Here is a 25,406-nt window from a genome sequence, read left to right as displayed (position 1 = left end):
CCGCCGACGTTCGGGCAGCCGCCGATACCGGCCATCCAGCCGCGCTTGGGCACGTTGCAGTTGACCACCGGCCCCCAGCAGCCCACCTTCACCAGGCACTTCGGAGAGTTGTAGTCCTTGGCGAAGTCGGCCTGCTCGTAGTAGGCGGCCCGGTCGCAGCCCTCGTGCACCGTCTTCCCGAACAGCCACTGCGGGCGCAGCATGTCGTCCAGCGGCGGCGGGGGCGCCGAACCCGCGGCGTGGTACAGCAGCCAGGTGAGGGTCTCCATGAAGTTCTCGGGCTGGATCGGGCAGCCGGGCACGTTGATCACCGGCAGGGCGGCCTGGGACCGGAAGTCCCAGCCGAGGTAGTCGGCCAGGCCCATGCAGCCGGTGGGGTTGCCGGCCATCGCGTGGATGCCGCCGTAGGTGGCGCAGGTGCCGACCGCGACCACCGCCCACGCCTTCGGCGCGAGACGATCGATCCACCAGTTGAGGGTGAGCGGTTCGCCGGTGTCCGGGTCGTTGCCGAACGAGGTCCAGTAGCCGCCGTCCTCGATGATGTTCTGGTTGGGCACGGAACCCTCGATGACGAGGACGAACGGGGACAGCTCGCCGCGGGCCGCCGCCCGGAAGGGGACGAGGTAGTCCTCGCCGCCCAGGCTGGGCGAGAGCACCTTGTTGTACAGGTGCACCTTGGGCAGTCCGGGGACCAGCCCCTGCACGACGTCCTCGATGGCCGGCTGGCCCGAGGCCGTCATGGACACCGTGTCGCCGTCGCAGCTCATGCCCTCGGAGATCCAGAGGATGTGGATCTCGTCGAAGCCGGCTCTGTCCTCGGCCGCCGAGGCCTCCTGGGTCGCTTCGAGGGTGCTGTCCACGCTCATGTGCTCGGCCTCCCCTGGAGACGGTCGCGGAGTCGGTCGTAGGCGGCGGCCACCGGGCCGAGCAGGGTCAGCCCGGGGGGACGGTCCGGGGCTCCCGGGTGCGGCCGGGTCGGTGCCGACTGCTTCGCCTGTGTCAGCAGCCGCCCGAGCCGGTCCAGGTCCTCCTGGCGGACGTGGTCGCGCACCTCGGGCACCAGCTCGTCCTCGTCCCTGCGGATGTGCTGCTCGACGGCGCCCCTGAGCCGGCGGACGAGGTCGGCCTCGCGGGTCGCGCCGGCGGGCAGCTTGTCGAGGTCGTGCAGCAGCTTCTTGACGGCCGTGTGCCCGGCGAGATGCTCGTCGGCCCGCCGGGCGCCGTCCGGAAGGGCCTTGCGGACCATCGGGTAGAACATCATCTCCTCGAGCGCGGCGTGCCGGGACAGCTCGCGGATCATCAGCTCGACCACACCGCGACGCTGTGTGTCGCTGGCCGCGGCGTGGTAGTCGCGGAACAGTTGCTCCACCATCCGGTGGTCGTGCTGCAACAACTCGATGGCGTCCATCGCACCTTTCCTCGAGGAGGGTGGGTCCGCCCCCGCACCAGGCTGGCACCGCCCGCCGGGGAGCGCGCGCCGAGCGGGACAGTGGGGTGAACGGCCCGGTGGCGGGCGCGACGGACATGCCGGGCGTCGTCCGCGGCGGCCCTGCCGCGTTTGCCGCTCCCCCGCGGTGGCACCCGGTTCGGCGGCGCGCCCCGGCCGCCCGCCCGGCGGGAACGTCGGCACCGACGGGGACGCGAACGACACCACGGGCGAGGGACCACCGCACAGGCGATGCGGGACACCGGGTCACAGCGGGGAACCCGGGACGCGCCCCCGGAAGAACCGCGGGCGCGAGACCGGCGCAGTGGACACCACACTTTTCGACCGAGAGGAGACGGCGGCGATGTCGTATTCGCAGCACTCCACCGACATGGGCACCCATCCCGAGATGCACGAGATGCGCGAGCGTCTGGAACGCGCGGGGTCCAGCGGACAGGGAATAGCACTGGAAGGCCTGACCGCGCTGACCGGCCTCTACGCCGCGATCTCACCCTGGGTCGTGCACTTCTCCGGACAGCCGAACATCACGGTGAACAACCTGATCATCGGGGTCACCATCGGCCTGCTCGGGCTCGGCATGGCCCTGGCACCGCAGCGGATGATGCGCTTGGGCTGGCTGCTCGTGCCGCTCGGCATCTGGCTGATCATCTCGCCCTGGGTCGTGACCGTCACGCACTCGGCGCGCGCGGGGATCATCTGGAACAACGTCGTGCTCGGCCTGATCGTGACCGCGATGGGACTCGCCGCCATGGGGCTGACGGTCGCCCGGCGCCCGCGCCACTGAGCAGGCAGGCCGCCGCACACAGGCGGCGTCCCCGGCGCCGGCTTGAGCGCGGCGCCGGCCGACGGCGGGGCGGGGCCCCCCCCCCCGCCCCCGGCCCGGCTTCTATGTGACGACTACCGGAATACCTTCGTGCCCGATATATTGGGGCGGTGGACACACCGCTACGCGAACCCACCTTCCTGATCCTCACCGCGCTGGCCGCCGCGCCGCTGCACGGCTACGGCCTGATCAGCGAGGTCGCCGCCCTCTCCGACGGCCGCGTCACCCTGCGCCCCGGCACCCTCTACGGCGCGCTCGACCGGCTGGTCGACGCCGGCCTCGTCGACGTCGACCGGGAAGAGGTCGTCGACGGCCGGCTGCGCCGCTACTACCGCCTCAGCCCGGAGGGCGAGGCCACCCTCAGCGCCGAGACCGAACGACTTCGCCGCAACGTGGCGGCGGCCACCGAACGGCTGCGCAACCGGGCCACCAACCCCGGCACACCGCGTCGCGCCGCCAGCACCGGCACGCCACGTCTCGCCGGAGGGGCGGCATGAGCGACCTGGAGCGCCGCTACCTGCGCCTGCTGCGCGCGTACCCGGCCGACTACCGCCGCTCGCGCGGCGCCGAGATCATCGGCACGTACCTCGACCTCGCCGCGCAGGGACAGCGCTGGCCCTCCCCCGCGGACGCCGCGGACCTGCTGCGCGGCGGCCTGCGCCAGCGGCTGCGGGCCGCCGGGGCCGCCGACCTGATCCCGGGCGTACGCCTCGCGGCCCTGCTCGCCTTTCCTGCCGCGGCCGTCGTGGCGGGCACCTGGGCGACCGCCGAAACCACCGCACCGACTGTGGACTGGGTGGAGTTCGGCCCGTTCGCCACCGTCGGCGTTGCCTGCTGGGTCGCGTGGCTACTCGCGACCGTCGTCGCCGCCGTCGCACCCGCCCGGTGGGCGCGGGTCGCCGTGGGGCTCGCCCTGGCGGTCACCGTGGCGGTGGTGCCGGTCAGCGCGCTCGCCGGCGTACCGCGGCCGCCGTTGTTCGTGCTCCTGCCCCAGATGGTCCTGGGCCTGCTGGCACTCGCGCTGCCGACGGGTGGCGGCTGGCGGCTCCGGCTGCCGCCACTCGCGGCCGCGGCGACAGCCGTCGCCTCGACGGCTCACGGGCTGGGCGACTGGTCCTACCGCTGGGGTGATCCGGGAACAGCGCTGACCACCTCCGCACCTGCCGTCCTCGTGGTGGCCATGCTGATCGCGGTGGCGCTGGTGCTCCAAGGCGATCGGCGGGGGCTGTGGTCCATGCTGCTGCTCATCGCCCCGGTCGGCCTGCTGGCGCTGCGCCCGCTGGCCTTCCTGACCGGGAAGACGCTCGACTGGAACCCGCAGGACACCGCCACGTTCGCCGTCACCGCCGCCGCGGTCGTGGCGCTGAACGTGACAGTGTTGTGGGTCGCGCTGACCGCGGGACGTGCGGCCCGCAACCACCTCTTCCGATCAGCCAACCTCCCCACCGCCCACACCTGTCCCACCTGCGGCTCCCCGCGCTGAATGCAATCCTCCCCACCGGACCAGTCCCGTTGGTCATGACGTTGGCGGCTGTTCGATCTCGCATTGCGCCGCCAAACATCATGATCAACGAGGCGAGGAATCGGGCGGGGCGGGCGCGCGGAAACCGGAGCGCCGGGTGAGGGCGAGGACCAGGAGGGTGAGGGCCAGGGCGGTCATCGCTATCGCGCCGGGAGCCTTGGTGAACCGGGCCAGGTTGGTGCCGTCGGGCAGGGTGAGGAACGCGACGACCGCGCAGGGCAGCACGAACCAGCTGGTCCGCGTCGCGAGGTGGGAGCTCCCCACGCCCACCCGCACCGGGACGTCCGAAGAGTGGTCTCCGCCCGCGCTGACCGCCAGCAGCGCCAGCGGCCAGGTGGCGTACCAGGGGTGGAAGACCGGGGCCAGCACCACCGTGGCGGCCAGCGCCAGCCCGGCCGCGTACAGCGTCACCCGGGGACGGGCCGCGGCCAGCCGGGCCACCCGCTGCCGAGCGTCGTTAAGGCGGCACAACGCCGTCCACGCCCGCCACCAGAGCGCCACCAGCAGCGCCGCGAGCAGCAGCAGTGCCACCGCCCGGGCCACCGGCACCGCGTCGGGGTCTCGGCCGAGCAGGCCGCCCGCGTAGTCGACGACGAAGCCCACCGCCGTCGGCAGCGAGGTCCACTGCTCCGAGTCACCGCTGTGGCTCAGCCCGCCGACCCAGCCCAGCCCGAGGCCGGAAAGGAGCGAACTGCCCGCCAGCGCGGCGAGCACCCCGCCGGCCAGCCAACCGCTGTCGCGCGCCAGGACGCGTACGGTGTACCGGCCGTGCACCGCCGCCAGCGCGGCGTACGGGAGCACCACCGCCGCGGTCGCCTTCACGGTCACGGCCAGCCCCAGCAGGAGCCCGGCGACGAGCAGCGCACCCGGCCGGCCGGGCAGGCGGACCAGCACCAGCAGACCGAGCAGGAGCAGCCCGAGCATCACCGCGTCGTTGTGCGCCCCGGCCAGCAGGTGCACGCCGACCAGCGGGCAGGCCAGCAGCAGCCACGCCGCCCGCCGGGTCGGTACGCCGGCGGCCCGGGCCAGCCCCGGCAGGCAGAGCGCGGCCAGCAGCACCCCGGCCAGCGCGCAGAGCCGCAGCAGCACGATGGTGCCGGTCAGGCCGCCGCCCAGCGTCACGGCCAGCGCGGCGAGCAGCACGAAGACGGGGCCGTACGGGGCGGGAGTGTCCCGCCAGATCGGTGACACGGCGTCCACCCACGGGCAGCCCGCCGCGGCCACACCGGTGACGTAGGGGTCGACGCCGTGCGCGTACGCCCAGCCCTGGCAGGCGTACGAGTAGACGTCCCGGCTGCCCAGCGGAGCGGTGACCAGCAGCGGCAGCGCCCAGAGCCCAGCGGTGCGGTACGCCCACCCGGTCGACGGGGCTCCCCGCCGCAGCGCCCACCACGCGCCCACCAGCAGGGCGGTGCCGACCAGCCACGCGCCGAGCACGAGCGGCCCGTGCCGGCCCTGCCAGATGCTGACGGGGGTGACCCTCACGAGCGGCGCGGACGGCAGCGCACCACCGAGGTACCCGGCGACCGCGAGCAGCACCGCCCCGGCCAGCCCGGCGTACCGTGCCGCGCCGGCCCGACGCGGCTCGGCATGCTCTGTGCGGGCGGGGCCGTGCCCGGGGCCGTTCGGCGGCTCCGCTCGGTCGGCCGGGTTCGGACGCGCGCCGGGTCCGGTCACCGGCGGGGCCTCCTCAGTCCGTGCCGACGGTCGCGGCGACCGGCTGACGGGCCGCCCGAGCCGAACGTACCAACCGGACCACCACCACGATCACCAACAGCGTCATCAGCGGAGCGCCGACCGTCTTGGTGTACCGGGGCAGGCCGGTGCCGTCCGGCAGCACCAGGAACGCCGAGACGACCGTGATCGCGGCGAACCAGTTGATCCGCTGCCGCGAGGTGGCCGCGAGCACCGCCAGCGGCCACGTCCAGTACCAGGGGTGGAAGAGCGGGGCGAGCGCGACCGTGGCGGTGAGCGCCAGCGCGGCGTGCCAGAGCGGCTCCCGGTGGCGGGCCCGGAACCAGAGCCACACCAGCAGGATCGCCAGCACGCCCATGCCGATGCCCCGGGTGACCGGCAGCGGATCGCCGTGCCAGCCGAACGGGAGTCCCAGGTAGGCGACGGTCTGACCGAGCGCGGTGGGCGGCGAGGTCCAGGCGACCACGAGGCCGCCCTGCTCCAGGCCGCTGATCCAGCCGAAGTCGAGGCCGGCGGCGAAGGTCGCCCCGACCACTGTCGCGACCGCACCGCCGACCACCCAGCCGCCGTCGCGGATCAGCGCCCGGACGGAGAATCCGCCGGCGATCGCCGCCAGGGCCGCGAACGGCACCACGACCAGCGCGGTCGCCTTGATGCCACCCGCCAGCCCGAGCAGTACGCCCCCGGCGAGCAGCACGCCGGGGCGGCCCGGACGGGCGGCGACCACGGCCAGCCCGGCGACGAGCAGTCCCACCATCGCGGCGTCGTTGTGCGCGCCGGAGATCAGCTGGACGCCGATCAGCGGGCTGCCCAGCGCCAGCCAGACGGCCCGCCCGGCCGGTACGCCACAGCGGCGGGCCAGCGCCGGGATGCAGGCCGCGGTCAGCACGACACCGGCCACCGCGAGCAGCCGGAACAGCACGATGGCGCCGACGAGCGAGCCGGTCGCCTTCACCACCGCGCCGGCGATCATCACGAAGAGCGGCCCGTACGGCGCCGGGGTGTCCCGCCAGATGAACGAGATGGTGTCCAGCCAGGGACAGGGCAGGGTGGAGACGCCCTGCTCGTACGGGTTGATCCCGGCGGCGTAGCTGGCGCCCTGGCAGGCGTACGCGTAGACGTCCCGGCTGCCCAGCGGCGGCGTGATCAGCATCGGCAGCAGCCAGAGCCCGGCGGTGACCAGCGCCCAGCGGGTCGACGGCACCCCGCCGCGCAGCGACCACCAGGCGTACGCGAGCACGGCCGTGCCGACGGCCCAGCCGATGAGGATCACCGGCCCGTACGGCCCCTGCCAGATGCTGAGCGGGGTCGGACGCAGATCGCCGTGCGGCATCGCACCGCCGAGGAAGGCGGCGACGGCGAGCAGCGCGGAGCCGGCCAGGCCGGTCCAGCGCGCGAGGTGGGAAGGCACCCGGACATGCTGCCAGCACCCGGTGCGCGGTCCCCAGGTGGGCCGGGGGACGCTACGGGCAGCGACCCTCGGGTGACAGACTGCTGGTGACCGTGTAGGCGCCGGGAGTACGGGCGCGAACGGTGGTCCAGCCGTCCGGGCCGGGGGCGAGGCAGCCCTCGCCGGCGTCGAGCGACAGCCAGCGGGACCAGCGCACCCGGACCAGGACGTCGGCGGCGGCGTCGACCGTGAACCGCACCCGGGCCGGCGTGGACCCGACGAGCGTGGCGGGCGCGGAGACCAGCGGAGCCGGTTCGATCACCTCGTAGAGCCGCCACTGCCCCGGCCGGGCGACCTCCCGCAGGTACGGCTGGCCGGCGAGCACCAGCGCCGCTTCGGCCTGCGCGTACCGGTCGGGGGCGGCGTCCGGGGCGACCGCCACGAAGCTGACCGCGTTGCGCCGCAGCCAGTCGCCGTACCCGGCGGCGTCCGGGCCGGGGCCGTAGAAGAGCGCGTTCCGCTCGACGTCCACCTGCCGCTCCCAGCCCCGGGCCAGCGGCACCGCCTCCGCCACGTACGCGCTCTCCCAGTGGTCGCGCAGCGGCACCACCTCGACCCGGCCGACCGGCGCCCGGCGGCTCAACTCGTCGACCAGCGGCCGGTGGAACGCCTCGTACGCGGGCGCGGAGCCCATCCTGGTGAGGTCGCTGGTGACCACCGGTGACTGCCACCACACCAGGACGGCCAGCAGGGCGGCGAGCCAGCGCGCGCCGATCGGCACGAACGCCGCGACCAGCGGCAACACGAAGAGCATCGGCAGGCGCAGCGCGTTCGAGCCGATCGGGCTCGGCAGGTGGTACGCCGCGACCAGCAGCAGCGCGGTCAGCGCCCCGCCGACGCGCAGCACGCGGACCGGGACGAGCGCGAGCACCACCACGGCGAGGGCGACGTTGATCCGCATGGACTCGGCGCTGAACGGCTGCGTTCCGCCGTTGCCGAAGAGCAGCGCCATCGGCGCCACGGCCACCACCGGCACCAGACAGAGCACGAGGCTCTCCGCCCGTGGCCGGCGCGGCGACCGGCCGCTCCGCCGGATGTCGGTGAGCAGCAGCGCTCCCCCGGCCAGGCCGAGGAAGAGACCGGCCACCGGGCTGCCCCAGGTGGCCAGTGCCCCAAGCACCGCCCCCAGCAGCAACCGGGCCCACCGGGGCGGCCGGGTGGCGTGCACGGCGCAGAGGGCGAGGAGCCCGAACATCAACCCGACCGCGAAGGTGATCCGCCCGCTGGCCAGGTTCCCCACCAGCACCGCCGCGCCGAGCATCCCGCCGAGCAGCGGCCGGCGGGCCTGCCCGCGCAGCAGCAGCCAGGCCAGCGCCACCGCCGACACGACGGCCGCGACCGCGCCGACCAGCCGTACGCCGACCGCCGCGCCGAGGAACTGGGTGTAGAGGCTGTAACCGAACTGGCCGTCCCCGCCGTACCAGGAGAAGTCGAGCGGGGCGAGACCGTTACGGTCGGCGAAGGTGGCCCGGGCGACCTGCGCCGACAGATCGGTGCCCATCGGCGGGGCGAGCAGGAAGGCACCGGCGAGCACCAGCGCCGCGACGAGCGTGCCGAGCAGGGTGCGCCGGGTCTCAGCCGTCGAGGACCCGCTCCATCGCCGCCCGCGAGCGGCGGGCGGTGCGGAGGTAGTCGTCGAGGAACTGGCCTGGGTCGTCGGCACCGAGCAGTCGTACCACGCCGGCCAGTTCCACGCCGTGTCGGGGCAGCTGGTCACCGGCCCGGCCGCGGACCAGCATGAGCGCGTTGCGTACCTGCGCGGCGAGTGTCCAGCCGGCCGCCATCGCCGCGGCGTCCACCGGATCGACCAGGTCCGCGTTGCGGGCGGCCGCGAGCGCGTCGAGGGTACGCGTGCCGCGCAGCGCCGGTACGGCCCCGGCGTGGCGCAGCTGGAGCAGCTGCACGGCCCACTCGACGTCGGCGAGCCCGCCCCGGCCCAGCTTCGTGTGGGTGGCCGGGTCGGCGCCCCGGGGGAGCCGCTCGTGCTCCACCCGCGCCTTGATCCGGCGGATCTCCACCACCTGCTCCCGGGTCAACCCGCCGGCCGGGTAGCGCACCGGGTCGATCAGCGTCTCGAACTCGGCGCCCAGGTCGGCGTCGCCGCAGACGAACCGGGCGCGCAGCAGTGCCTGCGCCTCCCAGACCCGGGACCAGCGCGCGTAGTACTGCCCGTACGCGGCGAGGCTGCGCACCAGTGGTCCCTGCCGCCCCTCCGGCCGCAGGTCGGCGTCGACACCGAGCGGCGGATCGGGGGCGGGCATCCCCAGCAGCCGGCGCAGCTCCTCGGCCACGGCCTGCGCGGCGGCGCTGGCGGCGTTCTCATCGGAGCCCGGGGCCGGGTCGTAGACGAAGAGCACGTCGGCGTCGGAGAGGTAGTTCGACTCGTAGCCGCCGAGGCGCCCCATGCCGATCACGGCGAAGCGTAGCCCGGGCAGGGCCGGCTGGGCGGCCCGGGCGATCCGCAGCGCGGCGGCCAGGGTGGCGTCGTTGACGTCGGCCAGCGCGGCCCCGACCGCTCTGACGTCGGTCAACGCCGGAGCCGGGCGTCCCGTCCCGTCCGGACGGGGCGGGGCGGGGGCCAGCGAGCCGGCCCGGCTCAGCACGTCGGCGCAGGCGATCCGGACCAGTTCCCGGCGGCGCAGCGCGCGTACCGCCCGGGTCGCCTCGACCGGGTCGGTGTGCCGGGCGGCCGCGGCCGCGAAACCCTCGTGGAGCACGTCGCGGGGGCGCGGGACCAGCTCACTCTCCTCGGCCAGCAGCCGCAGCGCCTCCGGCTCCCGGGCCAGCAGGTCGGCGGCGTACCGGGACGAGGAGAGCACCCGGGCCAGCCGGCGGGCGACCGGCCCCTCGTCGCGCAGCAGCCGCAGATACCAAGGGGTGCTGCCGAGCTTGTCGGAGACCTGCCGGTAGTTGAGCAGCCCCCGGTCCGGCTCCGGCGCGTCGGCGAACTCGCTGAGCAGCACGGGCAGCAGGGTGCGCTGGATGGCCGCCGTGCGGCTCACCCCGCCGGTGAGGGCCTGCAGGTGACGCAGTGCCCCGGCCGGATCGCCGAAGCCGAGGATCTCCAGCCGGTGCCGGGCCGCCTCCGGGGTGAGCCGCAACCCGTCGGCGGGCACCCGGGCGACCGACTCCAGCAGCGGCCGGTAGAGCAGCTTGGCGTGCAGCCGGCGTACCTCGGCGGCGTGGCCGACCCACTCGGCGCGGAACGCCTCGACGGCGCTGCGTCCCGGTGTGGCCGTGTAGCCCAGCGCGGCGGCGAGCCAGCGCAGCGCGCCCGGGTCGGTCGGCACCGTGTGGGTGCGGCGCAGGCCCTGCAACTGGAGCCGGTGCTCGACGCCCCGCAGGAAGCGGTAGCCGCGCAGCAGCGCCTCACCGTCGGCGCGGCCGACGTAGCCGCCGCCGACCAGCGCGCGCAGCGCCGGGATGGTGCCCGGTTCGCGCAGCGACTCGTCACCCCGGCCGTGCACCAGTTGCAGCAGTTGGACGGCGAACTCGATGTCCCGCAGCCCGCCCGGGCCGCGTTTGATCTCGCGCTCCAGCTCCTTCGGCGGTACGTGGTCGATGATCTTCCGGCGCATGGCTCGGACGTCCTCGACCGCCTCGGGCCGTTCGGCCGCCCGCCACACCAGCGGGGCGAGCTGGTCGATCCACTCCTGCCCCAACGCCAGGTCGCCCGCCGCCGGGCGGGCCTTGAGCAGCGCCTGGAACTCCCAGGTCCGGGCCCAGCGCCGGTAGTAGGCGAGGTGGCTGGCGAGCGTACGCACCAGCGGTCCGCGGCTGCCCTCGGGACGTAGCGCGGCATCCACCGGCCAGGCGACCAGGCCGCAGATGTGGATCAGCCGGGTGGCCACGGTGGTGGCGGCGGCCAGGTCGTCGTCGGAGTCGGCCACGAAGATGACGTCCACGTCGGAGACGTAGTTGAGCTCGAACCCACCGCACTTGCCCATCGCCACCACGGCCAGCCTCGGCCGGGCCGTGCCCTCCGGCAGTTCCTCGACGGCGATCCCGTACGCCGCGCGCAGGGTGGCGTCGGCCAGCGCGGAGAGCGCCGCCATGGTCTGTTCCAGCTCCCGCCCGCCGGTCAGGTCCGCCGCCGCGATCCGCAGCAGCGCCAGCCGGTACGCCTGCCGCAGCCCGGCGATCGGGTTGCCGTCGCCGATCGGTTCCAACCGCCCTTCGGCGGTCGGCGGTCGCCCGTCCGCGCCGGTACGCAGCACGGTCCAGTGGTCCGGGTTCGCCACCAGGTGGTCGCCGAGCGCCGATGAGGCGCCGAGCACGGCGATCAGCCGCGAACGCAGTCCCTCGTCGGCGGACAGCTGCTCCAGCAGCGCCGACCCGACGCCGAGGCCGGCCGCTCCCGGTGCCCCGCCCGCTCCCGCTGCCCCATCCGGTGAGCCGGCCGCGCCCGTTCCGGTGACGGCGTTACCCGCCGCGCCCGTTCCGGCGGCGGTGCGGCCGGCCGCGTCGGTTCCGGTGACGGCGTTGCCCGCCGCGACGGTTCCGGCGGCCGCGTTGCCGGCCGCCCGATGCTCGGCCTCGACGAGGCGGTGCAGCTGGCGCAGCGCCAGATCCGGATCGGCCGCCCGGGCGAGCGCCGCGACGAGTTCCCCCGCCCGCCCGTCGACCGGCTCCTGGCCGTCGGGCCGCCACAGGCCGAGCCCGTCCGGGCCGAGCAGGTCGGCCGCCCGGGCGCCGCCGTCGCCCTGAGCCGTGCCGAAGCCGTACCGGGCGAGCCGGCCGGGCGCGCTGGTCGGCCGGGCCATCAGTGCCCGAGGAGCGGCAGGCTGCGACGCGGGCTGTCGTCGCCCAGCTCGCCGAGGGCCAGCGCCGCGAACCGGGCGGCGAACGGCTGCCAGACCTCCTCGACGTCGGCCATCACCGCGTCGCAGGCGGCCACCAGCAGCTCCGGGTCGTAGCCCAGCTCCGCCAGCTGGCTGGAGTCGGCGGCCCAAGCGGCGATCATCGCGGTGTCGCACTCGATGTGGAACTGCAACCCCCAGGCCCGGTCGCCCATCCGGAACGCCTGGTGCGGGTAGCGGGTGGAGGCGGCGAGCAGGGTGGCGCCGTGCGGCAGTTCGGTGATCTCGTCGGAGTGCCACTGGAGCACGTCCGGGATGAGTGGCACGTACCGGAAGAGCGGGTCCTGCTCGGCGGCGTCCCGTCGGCCCACCACCGTGGGACCGATCTCCGGCCCGGACGGGCTGCGCTCCACCCGACCGGCGTGCGCGGTGGCGAGCAGCTGCGCGCCGAGGCAGACGGCGAGCGTGGGCACCCGGTGCCGGACCGCCTTGCGCAGCAGTCCCTCGACGGCCGGGAACCAGGGCGCGCCGGGTGAGCCGTCCGGCAGCGGGTAGGCCTGCTGTTCACCGCCGAGCACCACCAGCGCGGCGTAGCCGTCCAGGTCGGCGGGGAGTTCGTCGCCGGCGTGCGGACGCGCCACCCACAGGTCGAGGCCGGCCTCGGTCAGCCACTCGCCCAGCCGGCACAGATCATCGGTCGGGTCGTTCTCGATCACCAACGCGGTTGCCACGCCGTCGAGGCTATCCGGTGCCCCACCGATCCCCGAACCCCCTCGGTCCGGCACGGCGACGGTGTCGACGCTCGCCCGGCCGGGGTACCCGCCGCCGGGTCTGCGGGGGCAGCGCCGGGCCGCGACGCACGGGGATAGGCTCAGCCGCTGTGACCAGCGCTGCCCTCACCGTCCTCCGCCCGCCCGTGCTCCGCCCCGGCGACACGGTGATGCTGGTGTCCCCGTCCGGGCCGACCCGCCCCGAGCGGGTGGCCCGAGGCATCGAACTGCTCACCGGCTGGGGCCTGCGCCCGGTGCTGGCCCCGCACGCGTACGACCGGCAGGGCTACCTGGCCGGCGCGGACGAACTGCGGGCGGCCGACCTGAACGCGGCGTTCGCCGACCCGCAGGTGCGAGGGGTGATCTGCACCCGTGGCGGCTACGGCGCGCAGCGGGTGGTCGACGCGATCGACATGGACGCCGTACGGCGGGACCCGAAGGTGGTGGCCGGCTTCTCCGACGTCACCGCGTTGCAGCTCGCGCTCTGGCGGGGCGCCCGGCTGGCCGGCGTACACGGTCCGGGGGCGGCGTGGACGGACGAGCGGACGCCGCTGCGCTCCGCCGAGTCGCTGCACGCCGCGCTGATGACCACCGAACCGGTGACGGTGACCGCGCAGCCCGAGGAGGAGACCTACGCCGTACGGGTGCCCGGTCGCGCCACCGGCCCGCTGCTCGGCGGCAACCTGTGCATGATCACCGCGTCGCTCGGCACCCCGGACATGCCCGACCTGACCGGGGCGGTGCTGCTCGTCGAGGATGTGCAGGAGCCGCCGTACAAGGTCGACCGGATGCTCACCCAGTTGCGCCGGGCCGGGGCGCTCGACGGTCTGGCGGCGGTGGCGGTCGGGCAGTTCACCAACTGCGCCGACGGCTGGCCGGTGACCGTCGCGGACGTACTCGCCGAGCGCCTGGGTGACCTCGGCGTGCCGGTGCTCGGTGGCCTGCCGATCGGCCACGGCGTCGGCCAGCTCACCGTTCCCGTCGGGACCGAGGCCACCCTCGACACCACCACCGCGACCCTCACGGTCACCCCCGCCGTCCGCTGACCCACCCCACCCGGTCACTACGCCCCGTCGACCTGATGATCACGCGTGGGGTGGTGGGGTGAGGCGGGCCAGGCGGCCGATCTCGAGGGCGGTCCAGACGGTGCCGTCGGGAGCGACGGTGAGGCCGTGCGGCTCCGAGTTCGGGGTGGGCAGGTCGTACGTCTCGATCCGTCCGGCGACGTCGACGTGGCCGATCCGGTTACCGCCCCACTCGGTGAACCAGGCCCCGCCCACGGCGTCGCCGACGATCGCGTGCGGCCGGGCGGACCGGTCCGGCAGCGCGTACTCCCGGATCCGGCCGCCGGGGTCGATATGGCCGAGCTGACCCGCGACGATCTCCACGAACCAGAGCCCGCCGTCGACGCTGCCGCTGATTCCGACGGGACCCGCGTTCGGGGTCGGCAGCGGATGCACGGTGATGCCACCGGCCATGTCGACGCGGGCGAGCGCGTTCGCCTGGTTGAGCGTGCACCAGACCGTCTGGTCCGGCCCGCTGGCCATCATCGACGCGAACGCGCCGGCCACCGGCAGCGCAAAGGTGGTCACCGCTCCGTCGGTGGCCACCCGGCCGACGGTGTCGGAGTTCATCCCGGCGTACCACAGCGCGCCGTCCGGGCCGGTGGTGATGCCGCACGGCCCGGTGCCGGGCGGCAGGGCGATCGAGCTGAGTTCACCCGCCGTGCTGATCCGGCCGATCCGGTCGTCGCCGGAACGGGTGAACCAGAGCCCGTCGTCCGGCCCGGGTGTGATGATCAGTGGCCGGCTCTCCGGCGCGCCCAGCGACCAGGTCCGAACCTCGCCGTCGACGCTCATCCGGGCGACACCGCCGGCATGGACCAGCGTCAACCAGGAGGCGCCGTCCGGGCCGGTGGTGACGCCGTACGGGCCGGCGCCCGCCTCGCTCACCGGGAACTCCTGAATCGGGGTGTCGGTCACGCTGTCGCTCCTCGCCGCCGCTCCGGCCGGGCCTGACGGTGCCGCCCGGTCCGCTGGCCAACCCTGCCGATGGTCCGGCGCCGGCGCAACCCGTTTGTCCCGTTCCCCCGCCGAGATTCCCAGCCGGCTGACAGCTTCGTCACGGGTCCCGCCAAGCCGGCCTGGTCACTGTCGACGGGTCATGGCAACACGACGACGAGATGGAGGACCGATGTCCCGCAGCATCAGGAAGAAGCACCTGCTGGCCGGCCTGGCCACGGCGGGCGTGCTCGGCGTCGGCATCGCCGCGCCGACCATGGCGTTCGCCGCCGACGGTGGCACCCCGGCGCCGAGCGCCGGCAGCACCACCGACGGCGGCGCGCACCAGAAGGCGGCGGGCCACCAGGGGAAGTTCGCCGAGAAGCTCGCCAAGGAGCTGGGCGTGCCCACGGACAAGGTGACCGCCGCCCTGAAGAAGCTGCGTGACCAGCACAAAGCCGACCGGCCGCAGCGCCCGTCAGCCGAGGAGCGGCAGGCACGGTTGAAGGAGCGCCTGGACCAGGCGGTGAAGGACGGCAAGCTCACCCAGGAGCAGGCCGACGCCATCACCAAGGCCGTCGAGGCCGGCGTCTTCCGCGGCGGCCCGGGCGGTCCCGGCCGCCACGGCGGTTGGGGCGGTTGGGGCGGTCACCGCACCAGCGGCAACGGCACGCCCGAGGGCACTACCGGCAGCTGACGCGCCGCACGCCCGTCGCCGGCCCCGGACCGGCGTGCGGGCCGGAACGGCACGGTCGCCGAACCCGGACCGACGCACGGCCGCAACGCCACGGTCGCCGGCCCGGGGCCGGCATGACGCCTGACGCCCGGGCCGGGCCGCTCAGCGATCGGAGCTCCGGCGGCGTGGTGGTGTCGAACGCGGACACCGCCACGCCGCCGACCCGGGTACGGCGGTGGACGCCTGACCGGTCAGGCGCCGGCGGGCCCCGGCGGCGGCGCGAAGACGCCGATGTGATTGCCGGCCGGATCGAGCAGGTGGGCGAGGGTGAGGCCGTTCGGGTTCGTCTTCGCCGGCACCACCACCTTGCCGCCGGCCGCCTCGGCGCGGCGGCAGGTCTCCGCCACGTCGGTCACCTGCACGTAGAAGATCGCGTAGTTCGGCCCGGTCCCGGCGGTGCCACGGATCGCGCCGCCGATCCCGGCCCCGGCGCCCACGGTCGTCCGGTACGACGTCTCCCCGGTCCCCTCCTCGGCGAAGCTCCAACCGAAGAGGTCGCCGTAGAACCGCTGCGCCTCATCGGGCCGCTCGGTGCCGATCTCGAACCAGGTGACGGCGTTGCTGATGGTCATCTGTGGCCTCCCGTTCCATGCGCCGGCCACCCGGCCGGCGCTGTCAGGAGCCAGCCTCGACCTCGTCCGCGACACCGTGCTGTCGGCGTTTCCCGGGCAGGTCCACCACCTCCCGCACCAGCGGGCCCAACCGCCGCACCAGGTCGGGGTGCTGCCTGCCGTACCGGGCCTCGAAGGCGGCCAGCAGCCCGGGGGTGAGGAACGCCTCGCCGAGCCCTCGCTCGTGCAGGCGTACCAGGACGTCGGCGGTCACGCCGTCCAGAGCGACGTCGAGTTGGCCGACGCGGTCGCGCATCAGCGGGTTGACGATCCGGGCGAGCCGCAGATCCGTCGCCTCGTTCGCGCCCAGCGCCCGCTGTGCGCAGCGCAGCAGTGCGAACCTCGCCGCCGGCTCCCCGAGTGGTTCGACCGGGCAGGCGGACAGCACCTCGGCCAGCAGCTCGGGAGACGCCGCACGGTCCGCGGCCAGCCGGTCGAACAGCAACCCCAGGAAGGCCGCTCGGTCCCACTCCGGCACCACCTCGGACACACCCGCCACCAGCCGTACGCAGCGCAGGTAGACCTCGCGCCGTTCCCGCTCGGTCGCCGGTCGCAGGGGCAGGAGCCAGGCGTCCACCAGCGCCCGAGCAGCCGAGGCGGAACCGCCCGACTCGTTCTGGAAGACGGCGAGCGCGGTGGTCAGCTTGTCGAGGAACGGCTCGACGGCGTGCACCACCACGCCGGAGTCCGCGTCGCAGGTCAGGTGGGCATTCCGCCGCAGCCGGGCCAGGAAGTCGCGCGACAGAGCCCAGCCACTCCCCGCGCGCCCGGCCGGCAACCCCAACAGCCATGCCACGTCCGCAGCGGGTGGAGCCGCGAGCCGGTGGTCCGTCCAGATTCGGATGTCCCGCGCGCGGCCCTCCCCGAGTCGATGCAGCGCAAGCAGGTCGCTGAGGCCCTGCCACTCCTCCGGGTCGAGCTGGGAACGCCAGAGCCCCACCTGGGCCCGCCACTCGGCCACCGGATCGATGGCATCGGGAAACAGCTGCCGCCCGGTCACCGAACCACCGGCGGCGAGAGCGAGCAGCAGCAGGTTGGCGGTGTGGGCGGCGTAGCGGGCGGGCACCCGCAGCCGCCGGGGACGGTAGTCGTCGAACCGCCGCGCCCCCGCGTCGTACGGGGCCTCCCGGAACAGGCGCAGCAGCAGGTCCGCCCAGGCGTCCCGGTGCCCGGTGGTCCGCCCGGCCAGCCCTTCGTCGAGGAAGGCGAGCACGGTGGCCCGGGTGCTCAGCACCGCGTACGACAGCAACGCGTGCAGCAGGTCGTCGTCGACCCCCGGCCCTTCACGCCAGGACAGGCTGGCCGCGCTGTCCCGGGCGACCAGGTCGTCCACCACCTCCGCGGTGAGCCGAGCCACCAGGTACTCGCCGAACGTGGCGTGCAGGAACTCGTACGTCTCGCGCCGCCGCTCGTCGAGGGAGGTGCGGGAGCGGTGGATGAAGAAGAAACGGCCGAGCACCACCTCTGCCGCCGCCAGCGGCGCCCGGAGTCCCGGCCGCTCGCGAGCCGGCGGCCCGCCCAGCGGCAGCGCTGCCAGGTCACTGTCCAGTTCGGTCGCGGTGACCCACTGCGCGCCGCGGTTGAACATGGCGAACGCGACGACGGCGAGCTGGCGCAGCTCATCCTCGACCGCCCGGCCCAGTTCCTGATCGGGCAGGCCGTCGCGCACCTTGACCACCTCGCGACGGGCGAAGCGGCGCAGCAGCCGCTCGTAGAGTTCTCCCCGGCGCAGCTCCCCGGCCTGACGCAGGTCGCCGCCCTCCGCGTCATAGAGCGCCAGCATCAGCAGCAGCAAGGGCTGCGTCGCCAGCTCGCGGTGCGACAGCACGATCTCCTGGTCCAGCGGACGTGCGCCGAGCGCCCGGAAGGCGGCACCGTTGACCCGGTTCCAGGTCGCCACCCAGGTCCCGACCCGCGACTCGTCGAAGGGTTCGAGCCGGACGGCGATGGTGCCGGGTGGCGGCTGGGCGCGGTCCGCCACGCTGGTCCGGCTGGTCACCAGCACCGCCACCGGCCGGCCCTGGTCGGCCTCGCGGCGCTGGAACGCGGCCACCCGCCGCAGGTAGTCGGTCTGGCTGACCCCGGTCGCCTGGAGCAGCTCGTCGAACCCGTCGAGCAGGACGACCGGAAGCGCGTCGCCCGCGGACCGGGACAGGGCGGGCCAGTCGAGTCGCTCCCCGGTGTCGTTGCGGATCGCCTGCTCGATCTGGTCCTGGAGGTCACCGGCGGCGAAGACGTCGCGGAGCGTCACCCGGACCACGAGGAAGTCGGCCGTCGGCAGTTGGGCGGCGACGACGCGGGTCAGTACCGACTTGCCGGAACCCGGCTGCCCGAGTATCAGCAGTGGCGCCCGGGTGGCGCCGGGTGAGGTGAGGTGCACGACCAGCGCCTGCCACAGGTCGTCGCGCACCGGCCGGCCGTCCCACCAGCTCTCGTCACTGGGCCGGGCGTCCGGGCCGAGTTCCGCGATCCGGCAGAGCGGCGGCACGTACGCCTCGCCGAGGGTGGGCACGGTCAGCCCGGCCGGCACGTCGCCGGAGGAGATGATCGGCCGGCGCAGTTCAGCGGCGTACGCGACGCCGAGTCCGGCCCGCCGGTCGTCCGGCGCCCGCCCGGTCGAGAACTCGGTCAGCACGCGCTGCATCTCGGCCAGCCCGAGGGAGAGGCGATGCACCTCCTGGCGGGTCGCCTCGTGCTCGTGCAGGCCGAGCCAGAACGACACCTCGGGGAAGTCGGCCGCGAGCTGGGTCAGCAGGTCCCGGTGCCGGCCGGCGGCGGCGTCCGGGAGCCGGTCCAATGCCTGTTCGGTCGCCCGCCACCGCCTGTCGAACAGCGTGTCGGCGATCGCCAGGCCGCGCAGGAACGAGAGGAAGGCCGCCACCAGTTCCTCGTAGTAGCCGACGAGGGCCGATCGCAGGGCGGGGTAGGGCAGGTGCGGCCCGGGGACCGGCGCGGGGTTGGCGAAGAGGGCGGCGGTGAGATCGTCGGCCGGGCGGGCCCCGGCCAGGGCCAGCTGCTCGGACCGGCCGATCCTCAGGTCGCCGACGTCGAACGGCAGGTCCAGCTCGCCCAACTGCTCGAAGAACGCGGTGAGGGCGATGACGGCGTGCGCCGCCTCCAGTCGTCGCGTCCGCCCGTACCGGGACAGTCCGGAGCGCTTCTCCGCGACGCCGCGCACCAGCTCGTGACCGAGCCGGACGAACTCCGCCCGGGCGTCGAAGATGCCGAGCAGGGCCGGCACCGGCACAGCGGCCACCAGCAGCGTCCCGGCGGTCAGCTTGTCGAACCAGTCGACGAGGCGGCTCTTCTCACCGCCCAGTAGGCGTACGGCGTCGGCGTAGCCGAGTGCGTCGGGCACTGGAGGCTCCCCTCGCGTCGGAGCCCCCAGAATGCCGTGCGGAGGCCCCGCCGCGCTGTCCCGGCTCGCCGCAGCATCACCAGGCGCCGCCGTCCACCTCCGCATCCGTTCCGACGTCGGGGAGGGGCCGGTGGCGCTCAGACCAGGCTGAGCGGACGCACCCGCTCGTGGGGGATGTCGAGGTCGTCGAGGTTCAGTTCCCGGGTCACCACCTCGGACAGCGGCTGCACGGACACGATCCGGTCGGTGCGGAAGGCGCGGATTCCGGCGCGCAGCCGGCACCAGGCGAGCAGATACCAGTGCACCGGGTTGCCCAGGTAGCCCAACGGCTCCACCTCACGCAGCGAGTCGGCGCCGATGCGGTCGGCGTACCGGATGCGAAGCACCCGCCGCGCGAGGACCGCGTCGGCGACCGCGGCCGGGACAGGCGTCACCGGCCCGTCGCCGATGAGGTGCACCCGGCCGGCGAGCCGGTGCGCCGCGGCGACGTCCGCCGCCGGCATCACGGCGACTAGCTTGCGCAGCGCGGTGGCGGCGGACGCGGCGAACGGCGTGCCGCGCAGCCGGTGCAGCGCCATCGCCATCGCCACGGCCTCACCGGCGGTCAAGTTGACCGGCGGCAGGGTGCGGGCGCGATCGAGCACGTAGCCGCCGGTGCGGCCCGGTTCGGCCCAGATCGGCACCCCGGACTGCTGGAGCGCGCCGATGTCGCGTTCGATGGTGCGGCTGCTCACCTCGAAGCGCGCGGCCAGCCAGCGGGCGCTGCGCGGCCGTGGTGACACCGCTCGTAGCTCCTCGACCAGGGCGTAGAGGCGGTCGGTGCGGTTCACGGCGTGAGGCTAGGCCGGGGGTACGACAACCCGGCCGTGCCCGACGCTCAGAGGGACAGGTAACGCTGCCGCTCGTACGGGGTGACCTCGCGGCGGTACTGCTCCCACTCGGCCCGCTTGTTGCGGAGGAAGAAGTCGAAGACGTGTTCACCGAGCACCTCGGCGACGAGTTCCGAGCCGGCCATCACGTCGATCGCCTCGGCGAGGTTCTCCGGCAGTGCCTCGTACCCCATGGCACGCCGCTCCGCGCTGGTCAGCGACCAGACGTCGTCCTCGGCCCCCGGCGGCAGCTCGTAGCCCTCCTCGATCCCCTTCAGGCCGGCGCCGAGCAGCACCGCGAAGGCCAGGTAGGGGTTGGCCGCCGAGTCCGGCGAACGCACCTCGACCCGGGCCGAGTTCGGCTTGCCGTAGGCGGGCACCCGCACCAGCGCCGAACGGTTCAGGTGACCCCAGCAGACGTACGCCGGGCTCTCGGTGATCCGGTCCGGCAACGCCAGCGGGAACAGCCTCTTGTACGAATTGACCCACTGGTTGGTGACCGCCGTGTACTCGCGGGCGTGCACCAGCAGACCGGCGATGAAGGACTTCGCCACCTTGGAGAGCTTCATCGGGTCGCCGCCGTCGTGGAACGCGTTGCGTTCCCCCTCGAACAGCGACAGGTGGGTGTGCATGCCGCTGCCCGGCTGGTCGGTGAAGGGCTTCGGCATGAAGGTGGCCTGCACGCCGGTGGAGAGCGCGACCTCCTTGACCACGTGCCGGAACGTCATGATGTTGTCGGCGGTGGTGAGCGCGTCGGCGTAGCGCAGGTCGATCTCCTGCTGCCCGGGGGCCACCTCGTGGTGGCTGAACTCCACCGAGATGCCGATCCGCTCCAGGGCCAGCACCGCCTGGCGCCGGAAGTCGCGCGCTACCGCGTGCGTGGTGTGCTCGAAGTAGCCGCCGGTGTCGACCGGGATGGGCAGCGATCCGTCCTGCGGGCCGTCCTCCAGCAGGAAGAACTCGATCTCGGGATGGGTGTAGAACGTGAAGCCCTTGTCGGCGGCCCGGGAGAGCGCGCGGCGCAGCACGTGCCGCGGGTCGGCCCAGGACGGGCTGCCGTCGGGGAGCAGGATGTCGCAGAACATCCGGGCGCTCTCGCCGCTGACGCCACCCTCGAACGGGAAGACCTGGAAGGTGGTCGGGTCGGGCATGGCCACCATGTCGGATTCGAAGACCCGGGCGAAGCCCTCGATGGCGGAGCCGTCGAAGCCGATGCCCTCCTCGAACGCGGCCTCCAGCTCGGCGGGGGCGACCGAGACGCTCTTGAGCGTGCCCAGCACGTCGGTGAACCACAGCCGGACGAACCGGATGTCCCGCTCTTCCAGCGTACGGAGGACGAACTCCTGCTGACGGTCCACTTCCACCCCTCGTGACACTATTCTCCGCCGCCGCCGGCCGGGCCGGTGCGCCTGACCGACCAGTCTCCACGGGCCTGGTTACGCCGACGTTACGCGACCGGCCGGCACCCGGCCCGAGGTGTCCCAGCAGGGGACTTCGTGGGTCGCGGAGCCACCCGGACGGACACCCCGGGGGACCCCCGGGCGCGGGTCGACCGACCTCTCCCACGCCCACGGTGTCGGGCCCCGCGCTCTGGGGCAAGATGGGTTCATGCCCACCCTGCGTATCGCTTTGGCACAGGTCAACCCGACCGTCGGCGATCTCGCCGGCAACGCGCACCTGGTCCGCACCTGGACCCGGCGGGCCGCCGACGCGGGTGCCCAGCTCGTCGCGTTCCCCGAGATGATGCTGACCGGGTACCCGGTGGAGGACCTGGTCTTCCGGCGGTCGTTCGTGGCGGCCTCCAAGGCGACGCTGAGCCGGCTCGCCGCGGATCTGGCCGCGGACGGGCTGGGCGAGCTGCCGGTGATCGTCGGCTACCTGGACGCCGATGGGCCGCCGCAGGTCTCCGGCGACGCCGAGCCGGGCCGGGGAGCGCGCAACGCCGCCGCGCTGCTGCACCGCGGCGTGGTGGTCGCCACCTACTTCAAGCACCACCTGCCCAACTACGGCGTCTTCGACGAGGACCGCTACTTCGTGCCCGGCGACATGCTGACCGTGGTGCGGATCGGCGGGGTGGATGTGGCGCTGACGATCTGCGAGGACCTGTGGCAGGCGGGTGGCCCGTTCGCCGCGGCCCGCCAGGCGGGGGTGGGCCTGGTGGTCAACATCAACGGCTCGCCGTACGAACTCAACAAGGACGACATCCGGCTGCCGCTGGTCCGCCGCCGGGCCGCGGAGGCCGGCGCCACCGTCGCGTACGTCAACATGATCGGCGGGCAGGACGAGTTGGTCTTCGAGGGCGACTCGATGATCGTCTCGGCCGACGGCGAGCTGCTCGCCCGCGCCCCGCAGTTCGCGGAGCACCTGCTGGTGCACGACCTGGAACTGCCCGCCGCCGGGAAGTCGGCCGGTGCGGGCGACCGGGTCGCCGACGGGCTGCGGGTGGTCCGTGCCACCGTGACCGAGAGCCTGCCGGCCCCGGCGGCCCCGCCCGCGGTCGGCGGGACGATCGAGCCGGTCGCCGACGAGGCCGAGGTCTGGCACGCACTGGTGCTCGGGCTGCGCGACTACGTCAACAAGAACCGCTTCCCGTCGGTGGTGCTCGGCCTCTCCGGCGGCATCGACTCGGCCGTGGTGGGCGCGCTGGCCGTCGACGCGCTGGGTCCGGAGCGGGTGGTCGCGGTGTCGCTGCCCAGCCAGCACTCCTCCGAGCACTCCCGGGAGGACGCGGCGGAGCTCGCCAAGCGCACCGGCCTGGACTACCGGGTCGAGCCGATCCAGCCGATGGTGGACACGTTCCTGGCCAACATGTCGCTCTCCGGCGTGACGGTGGAGAACCTCCAGGCCCGCGTACGCGGCGTGATCCTGATGGCACTGTCGAACCAGGAAGGCCACCTGGTCCTGACCACCGGCAACAAGAGCGAACTGGCGGTCGGCTACTCGACGCTCTACGGCGACTCGGTGGGCGGTTTCAACCCGGTGAAGGACGTCTGGAAGACGCTCATCTGGCGGCTGGCCAAGTGGCGCAACGCCGACGCCGTCCGACGCGGCGAGGCCCCGCCGATCCCGGAGAGTTCGATCGGCAAGCCGCCGAGCGCGGAACTGAGCCCGGGCCAGCTCGACAGCGACACGCTGCCCGACTACGACGTGCTCGACCCGATCCTGATCGGCTACGTCGACGGTGATCTCGGGCGCGACGGGCTGGTCGAGGCGGGGCACGACCCGGCGGTGGTCGACAAGGTGCTGCGGATGGTGGATACCGCCGAGTACAAGCGACGGCAGGCCGCGCCCGGCACGAAGATCTCGATGAAGGCGTTCGGCCGGGACCGGCGGCTTCCGGTCACCAACCGCTGGCGCGAGCACGGCTGACCGCGCTCCCCCTCGGTCGGGTCGGAGTGAAATCCTCCACTGCGCTCTGCCGCCGCCGGTTCGTCCGGTGCGACGATCGGGGCGGAACCCGGGGACCGCACACGCGGCCTCGAGGAAGGAGAGAGTCATGGTGGAGTCCACCCCGACCGAGGTGACCGCCCTCTATGGCGGGCCGGCGACCCGACGGGTACGCACCCGAGACCTGATCGCCGCCAAGGAGCGCGGCGAGCGGTGGCCGATGCTCACGTCGTACGACCAGTACACCGCGTCGATCTTCGACCGGGCCGGCATCCCGGTGCTGCTGGTCGGCGACTCGGCGGCGAACAACGTCTTCGGCTACGAGACGACCATCCCGGTCACCGCCGAGGACCTGCTGCCGCTGGTACGCGCCGTGGTCCGGGCCACCCGGCAGGCGCTGATCGTCGGCGACCTGCCCTTCGGCTCGTACGAGGAGGGCCCGCAGCAGGCCTTGCGTACCGCCGTGCGGTTCATGAAGGAGGGCGGCTGCCACGCCGTCAAGCTGGAGGGCGGCCGGCGTTGCGCCGAGCAGATCGCCGCGATCACCGGCGCCGGCATTCCGGTGATGGCGCACATCGGCTTCACCCCGCAGAGCGAGCACGCCATCGGCGGTTACCGCGTGCAGGGGCGGGGCGACGCCGCCGATGAGGTCATCGCCGACGCCCGTGCGGTGGCCGAGGCGGGCGCGTTCGCGGTCGTCCTGGAGATGGTGCCCGGCGAGGTCGCGAAGCGGATCACCAACGAGCTGGACATCCCGACCGTCGGCATCGGCGCGGGCGCGGACACCGACGCCCAGGTGCTGGTCTGGCAGGACATGGCCGGCCTGCGCAGCGGCAAGGCGCCCCGCTTCGTCAAGCGGTACGCCGACCTGGCCGGCACCCTCGCCGACGCCACCCGCCGGTTCGCCGACGAGGTACGCGGCGGCGAGTTCCCCGCCGCCGAACACACCTTCTGACCGTACGCCGGGCGGCGCGCCTGACCGGCCGCGCCGCCCGGTCGGGTCAGACCACGCAGAGCTCGTTGCCCTCCGGGTCGGCCAGCTGCACCGCGTAGTGCTCGGCAGCCCGTCGGGAGGCGGCTACGGCCGGTAGCGCAGCGCCTCCGCCCAGAACGCGACCAGCCGCGACGGCTCCCGACAATCGACCACCAGTTGCCATTCCATGCGGCGAGGATGCCGCACGGGTACGACGTCAGAGGTCGGTGACGCGGATGCCGGCGTGGGCCTTGTAGCGCTTGTTGATGGCGATCAGGTTTGCGGTGAACGCCTCGATCTGGTGCGCGTTACGCAGCCGACCGGCGTAGATGCCGCGCATGCCGGGGATCCGGGCGGCGAGTGCGGCGACGACACCCACGAGTTCCCGGTCCTCGGTGCAGATCAGCACGTCCAGTTCGATCCGGTCGATCTCCGGGTCGGCCAGCAGCGGCGCGCTGACGTGGTTGAACGCCGCGCAGACCCGGGAGTCGGGCAGCAGCCCGGCCGCCTGCTGCACCGCGCTGCCCTCCGGCACCTGCAGGGGGTACGGGCCCTGCTTGTCGAAACCGAGCGGGTTGACGCAGTCGACGACGATCTTGCCGGCGAGTGGCTCGGCGAGGCCCGACACGGTGGCCGCGTGGCCGTCCCACGGCACCGCGATGATGACCACGTCGCTGCGCCGGGCCACCTCCTCGTTGTCCGCGCCGGCCACGCTCGTCCCGGCCGCTACGCCCGGCAGCGCCGCGATCTCCTCCGCCGACGCGGCCGCCCGCTCGGCGGAGCGCGAACCGATCAGCACTGCCTGGCCCGCCCGGGCGAACCGGTAGGCGAGGCCTCGTCCCTGGTCACCGGTGCCGCCGATGATGCCGACGGTCAGTCCGGACACGTCGGGCAGCGTGCTCGCGTCGTATGCCATGGCCTCATCCTCGCAAACCCGCGGCCACGCTCGGCAAGGCAGGCACCGCC

At 74.1% G+C, this 25,406-nt stretch carries 20 protein-coding genes; 7 read left to right on the top strand and 13 right to left on the bottom strand.

Annotated elements, in window-relative coordinates; translation table 11 throughout:
* Both AB0F98_RS23870 and AB0F98_RS23865 read right to left on the bottom strand, forming a co-directional pair.
* Positions 1-866: hydrogenase expression protein HypE (locus AB0F98_RS23870; protein ID WP_357738973.1), on the bottom strand; the 866-nt coding region annotated here is incomplete at its 3' end.
* Positions 863-1,408 (bottom strand): hemerythrin domain-containing protein, encoded by a 546-nt coding sequence (locus tag AB0F98_RS23865; protein ID WP_125498276.1) that lies wholly within the window; start codon positions 1,406-1,408, stop codon positions 863-865. The genes AB0F98_RS23865 and AB0F98_RS23870, both read right to left, overlap by 4 nt.
* A 382-nt stretch (positions 1,409-1,790) precedes the next feature.
* On the opposite strand from AB0F98_RS23865, the gene AB0F98_RS23860 reads away from it, so the two are divergent.
* The 3 genes from AB0F98_RS23860 to AB0F98_RS23850 all read left to right on the top strand — a co-directional run bounded on the left by AB0F98_RS23860 (position 1,791) and on the right by AB0F98_RS23850 (position 3,753).
* A complete protein-coding gene (locus AB0F98_RS23860) occupies positions 1,791-2,231 on the top strand; it encodes an SPW repeat protein (RefSeq protein ID WP_125498275.1) in 441 nt (146 codons plus the stop codon).
* 149 nt (positions 2,232-2,380) lie between these two features.
* Entirely contained in the window at positions 2,381-2,767 is a 387-nt protein-coding gene (locus AB0F98_RS23855) for a PadR family transcriptional regulator (RefSeq protein WP_357738969.1), read from the top strand.
* Positions 2,764-3,753, top strand: coding sequence for a hypothetical protein (locus AB0F98_RS23850; protein WP_357738966.1), 990 nt, complete (start codon positions 2,764-2,766; stop codon positions 3,751-3,753). The genes AB0F98_RS23855 and AB0F98_RS23850 overlap by 4 nt, the downstream gene beginning before the upstream one ends.
* Positions 3,754-3,837: 84 nt before the next feature.
* On the opposite strand, the gene mptB (AB0F98_RS23845) is transcribed toward AB0F98_RS23850, so the two are convergent.
* From mptB (AB0F98_RS23845) to AB0F98_RS23825, 5 genes are read right to left on the bottom strand one after another with little or no spacing between them, the layout of a single operon-like run.
* A complete protein-coding gene (mptB, locus tag AB0F98_RS23845; protein ID WP_357738964.1) occupies positions 3,838-5,469 on the bottom strand; it encodes a polyprenol phosphomannose-dependent alpha 1,6 mannosyltransferase MptB in 1,632 nt (543 codons plus the stop codon).
* A 13-nt stretch (positions 5,470-5,482) separates the two neighbouring features.
* Positions 5,483-6,898, bottom strand: coding sequence for a polyprenol phosphomannose-dependent alpha 1,6 mannosyltransferase MptB (gene mptB, locus AB0F98_RS23840; protein ID WP_076468106.1), 1,416 nt, complete (start codon positions 6,896-6,898; stop codon positions 5,483-5,485).
* Positions 6,899-6,950: 52 nt separating this feature from the next.
* A complete protein-coding gene (locus AB0F98_RS23835) occupies positions 6,951-8,600 on the bottom strand; it encodes a hypothetical protein (RefSeq protein WP_357738960.1) in 1,650 nt (549 codons plus the stop codon).
* Positions 8,512-11,700: a bifunctional [glutamine synthetase] adenylyltransferase/[glutamine synthetase]-adenylyl-L-tyrosine phosphorylase gene (locus AB0F98_RS23830; RefSeq protein WP_357738957.1), complete on the bottom strand. Its 3,189-nt coding sequence runs from the start codon at positions 11,698-11,700 to the stop codon at positions 8,512-8,514. The genes AB0F98_RS23835 and AB0F98_RS23830 overlap by 89 nt, the downstream gene beginning before the upstream one ends.
* The gene (locus AB0F98_RS23825) at positions 11,700-12,467 is read right to left on the bottom strand and encodes a type 1 glutamine amidotransferase (protein ID WP_357738954.1); all 768 of its coding nucleotides are present in this window, start codon (positions 12,465-12,467) and stop codon (positions 11,700-11,702) included. Before AB0F98_RS23825 ends, AB0F98_RS23830 begins: the two co-directional genes overlap by 1 nt.
* 209 nt (positions 12,468-12,676) lie before the next feature.
* On the opposite strand from AB0F98_RS23825, the gene AB0F98_RS23820 reads away from it, so the two are divergent.
* Positions 12,677-13,552 carry an LD-carboxypeptidase gene (locus AB0F98_RS23820; RefSeq protein ID WP_357739005.1) on the top strand — a complete coding sequence of 292 codons (876 nt, stop codon included), beginning with the start codon at positions 12,677-12,679 and terminating at the stop codon, positions 13,550-13,552.
* A gap of 39 nt (positions 13,553-13,591) precedes the next feature.
* On the opposite strand, the gene AB0F98_RS23815 is transcribed toward AB0F98_RS23820, so the two are convergent.
* Positions 13,592-14,488: a virginiamycin B lyase gene (locus AB0F98_RS23815; RefSeq protein ID WP_357738951.1), complete on the bottom strand. Its 897-nt coding sequence runs from the start codon at positions 14,486-14,488 to the stop codon at positions 13,592-13,594.
* Positions 14,489-14,699: 211 nt separating this feature from the next.
* Between AB0F98_RS23815 and AB0F98_RS23810 the strand changes: the two genes are divergently transcribed.
* Positions 14,700-15,203, top strand: a complete 504-nt coding sequence (locus AB0F98_RS23810; RefSeq protein WP_357738949.1) for a hypothetical protein — start codon at positions 14,700-14,702, stop codon at positions 15,201-15,203.
* Positions 15,204-15,433: 230 nt separating this feature from the next.
* Here AB0F98_RS23810 and AB0F98_RS23805 read toward each other — a convergent pair whose 3' ends face one another.
* The 4 genes from AB0F98_RS23805 to glnA form a co-directional block, all read right to left on the bottom strand.
* Positions 15,434-15,814, bottom strand: coding sequence for a VOC family protein (locus AB0F98_RS23805; RefSeq protein ID WP_357738946.1), 381 nt, complete (start codon positions 15,812-15,814; stop codon positions 15,434-15,436).
* 43 nt (positions 15,815-15,857) lie between these two features.
* Positions 15,858-19,211 (bottom strand): AAA family ATPase, encoded by a 3,354-nt coding sequence (locus AB0F98_RS23800; protein WP_357738943.1) that lies wholly within the window; start codon positions 19,209-19,211, stop codon positions 15,858-15,860.
* 137 nt (positions 19,212-19,348) lie between these two features.
* Positions 19,349-20,041 (bottom strand): YafY family protein, encoded by a 693-nt coding sequence (locus AB0F98_RS23795; RefSeq protein ID WP_357738940.1) that lies wholly within the window; start codon positions 20,039-20,041, stop codon positions 19,349-19,351.
* A gap of 47 nt (positions 20,042-20,088) precedes the next feature.
* Positions 20,089-21,438, bottom strand: coding sequence for a type I glutamate--ammonia ligase (glnA, locus tag AB0F98_RS23790; protein WP_357739002.1), 1,350 nt, complete (start codon positions 21,436-21,438; stop codon positions 20,089-20,091).
* 250 nt (positions 21,439-21,688) lie between these two features.
* Between glnA and AB0F98_RS23785 the strand changes: the two genes are divergently transcribed.
* Together AB0F98_RS23785 and panB are read left to right on the top strand one after the other, a co-directional pair.
* Positions 21,689-23,449, top strand: coding sequence for an NAD+ synthase (locus AB0F98_RS23785; protein WP_357738937.1), 1,761 nt, complete (start codon positions 21,689-21,691; stop codon positions 23,447-23,449).
* 127 nt (positions 23,450-23,576) lie between these two features.
* Positions 23,577-24,422, top strand: a complete 846-nt coding sequence (panB, locus tag AB0F98_RS23780; RefSeq protein WP_357738934.1) for a 3-methyl-2-oxobutanoate hydroxymethyltransferase — start codon at positions 23,577-23,579, stop codon at positions 24,420-24,422.
* Positions 24,423-24,657: 235 nt separating this feature from the next.
* Here the strand turns inward: panB and npdG are convergent, their stop codons facing one another.
* Entirely contained in the window at positions 24,658-25,356 is a 699-nt protein-coding gene (gene npdG, locus AB0F98_RS23775; RefSeq protein WP_357738931.1) for an NADPH-dependent F420 reductase, read from the bottom strand.
* Between the last annotated feature and the right edge of the window lie 50 nt (positions 25,357-25,406).

Origin of the sequence: Micromonospora sp. NPDC023737 (assembly GCF_040639715.1) — a bacterium.
Taxonomy (GTDB): Bacteria; Actinomycetota; Actinomycetes; order Mycobacteriales; family Micromonosporaceae; genus Micromonospora.
Note: the sequence above shows the minus strand (reverse complement) of the source record. Positions and strands in the feature narration are given on the sequence as shown.

Coding starts and splice junctions, on each gene's coding strand:
- AB0F98_RS23865 (WP_125498276.1), bottom strand. CDS start 1,408: ATGGACGCCATCGAGTTGTTGCAGCACGACCACCGGATGGTGGAGCAA.
- AB0F98_RS23860 (WP_125498275.1), top strand. CDS start 1,791: ATGTCGTATTCGCAGCACTCCACCGACATGGGCACCCATCCCGAGATG.
- AB0F98_RS23850 (WP_357738966.1), top strand. CDS start 2,764: ATGAGCGACCTGGAGCGCCGCTACCTGCGCCTGCTGCGCGCGTACCCG.
- AB0F98_RS23830 (WP_357738957.1), bottom strand. CDS start 11,700: ATGGCCCGGCCGACCAGCGCGCCCGGCCGGCTCGCCCGGTACGGCTTC.
- AB0F98_RS23820 (WP_357739005.1), top strand. CDS start 12,677: ATGCTGGTGTCCCCGTCCGGGCCGACCCGCCCCGAGCGGGTGGCCCGA.
- AB0F98_RS23810 (WP_357738949.1), top strand. CDS start 14,700: ATGTCCCGCAGCATCAGGAAGAAGCACCTGCTGGCCGGCCTGGCCACG.
- AB0F98_RS23805 (WP_357738946.1), bottom strand. CDS start 15,814: ATGACCATCAGCAACGCCGTCACCTGGTTCGAGATCGGCACCGAGCGG.
- AB0F98_RS23785 (WP_357738937.1), top strand. CDS start 21,689: ATGCCCACCCTGCGTATCGCTTTGGCACAGGTCAACCCGACCGTCGGC.
- panB (WP_357738934.1), top strand. CDS start 23,577: ATGGTGGAGTCCACCCCGACCGAGGTGACCGCCCTCTATGGCGGGCCG.
- npdG (WP_357738931.1), bottom strand. CDS start 25,356: ATGGCATACGACGCGAGCACGCTGCCCGACGTGTCCGGACTGACCGTC.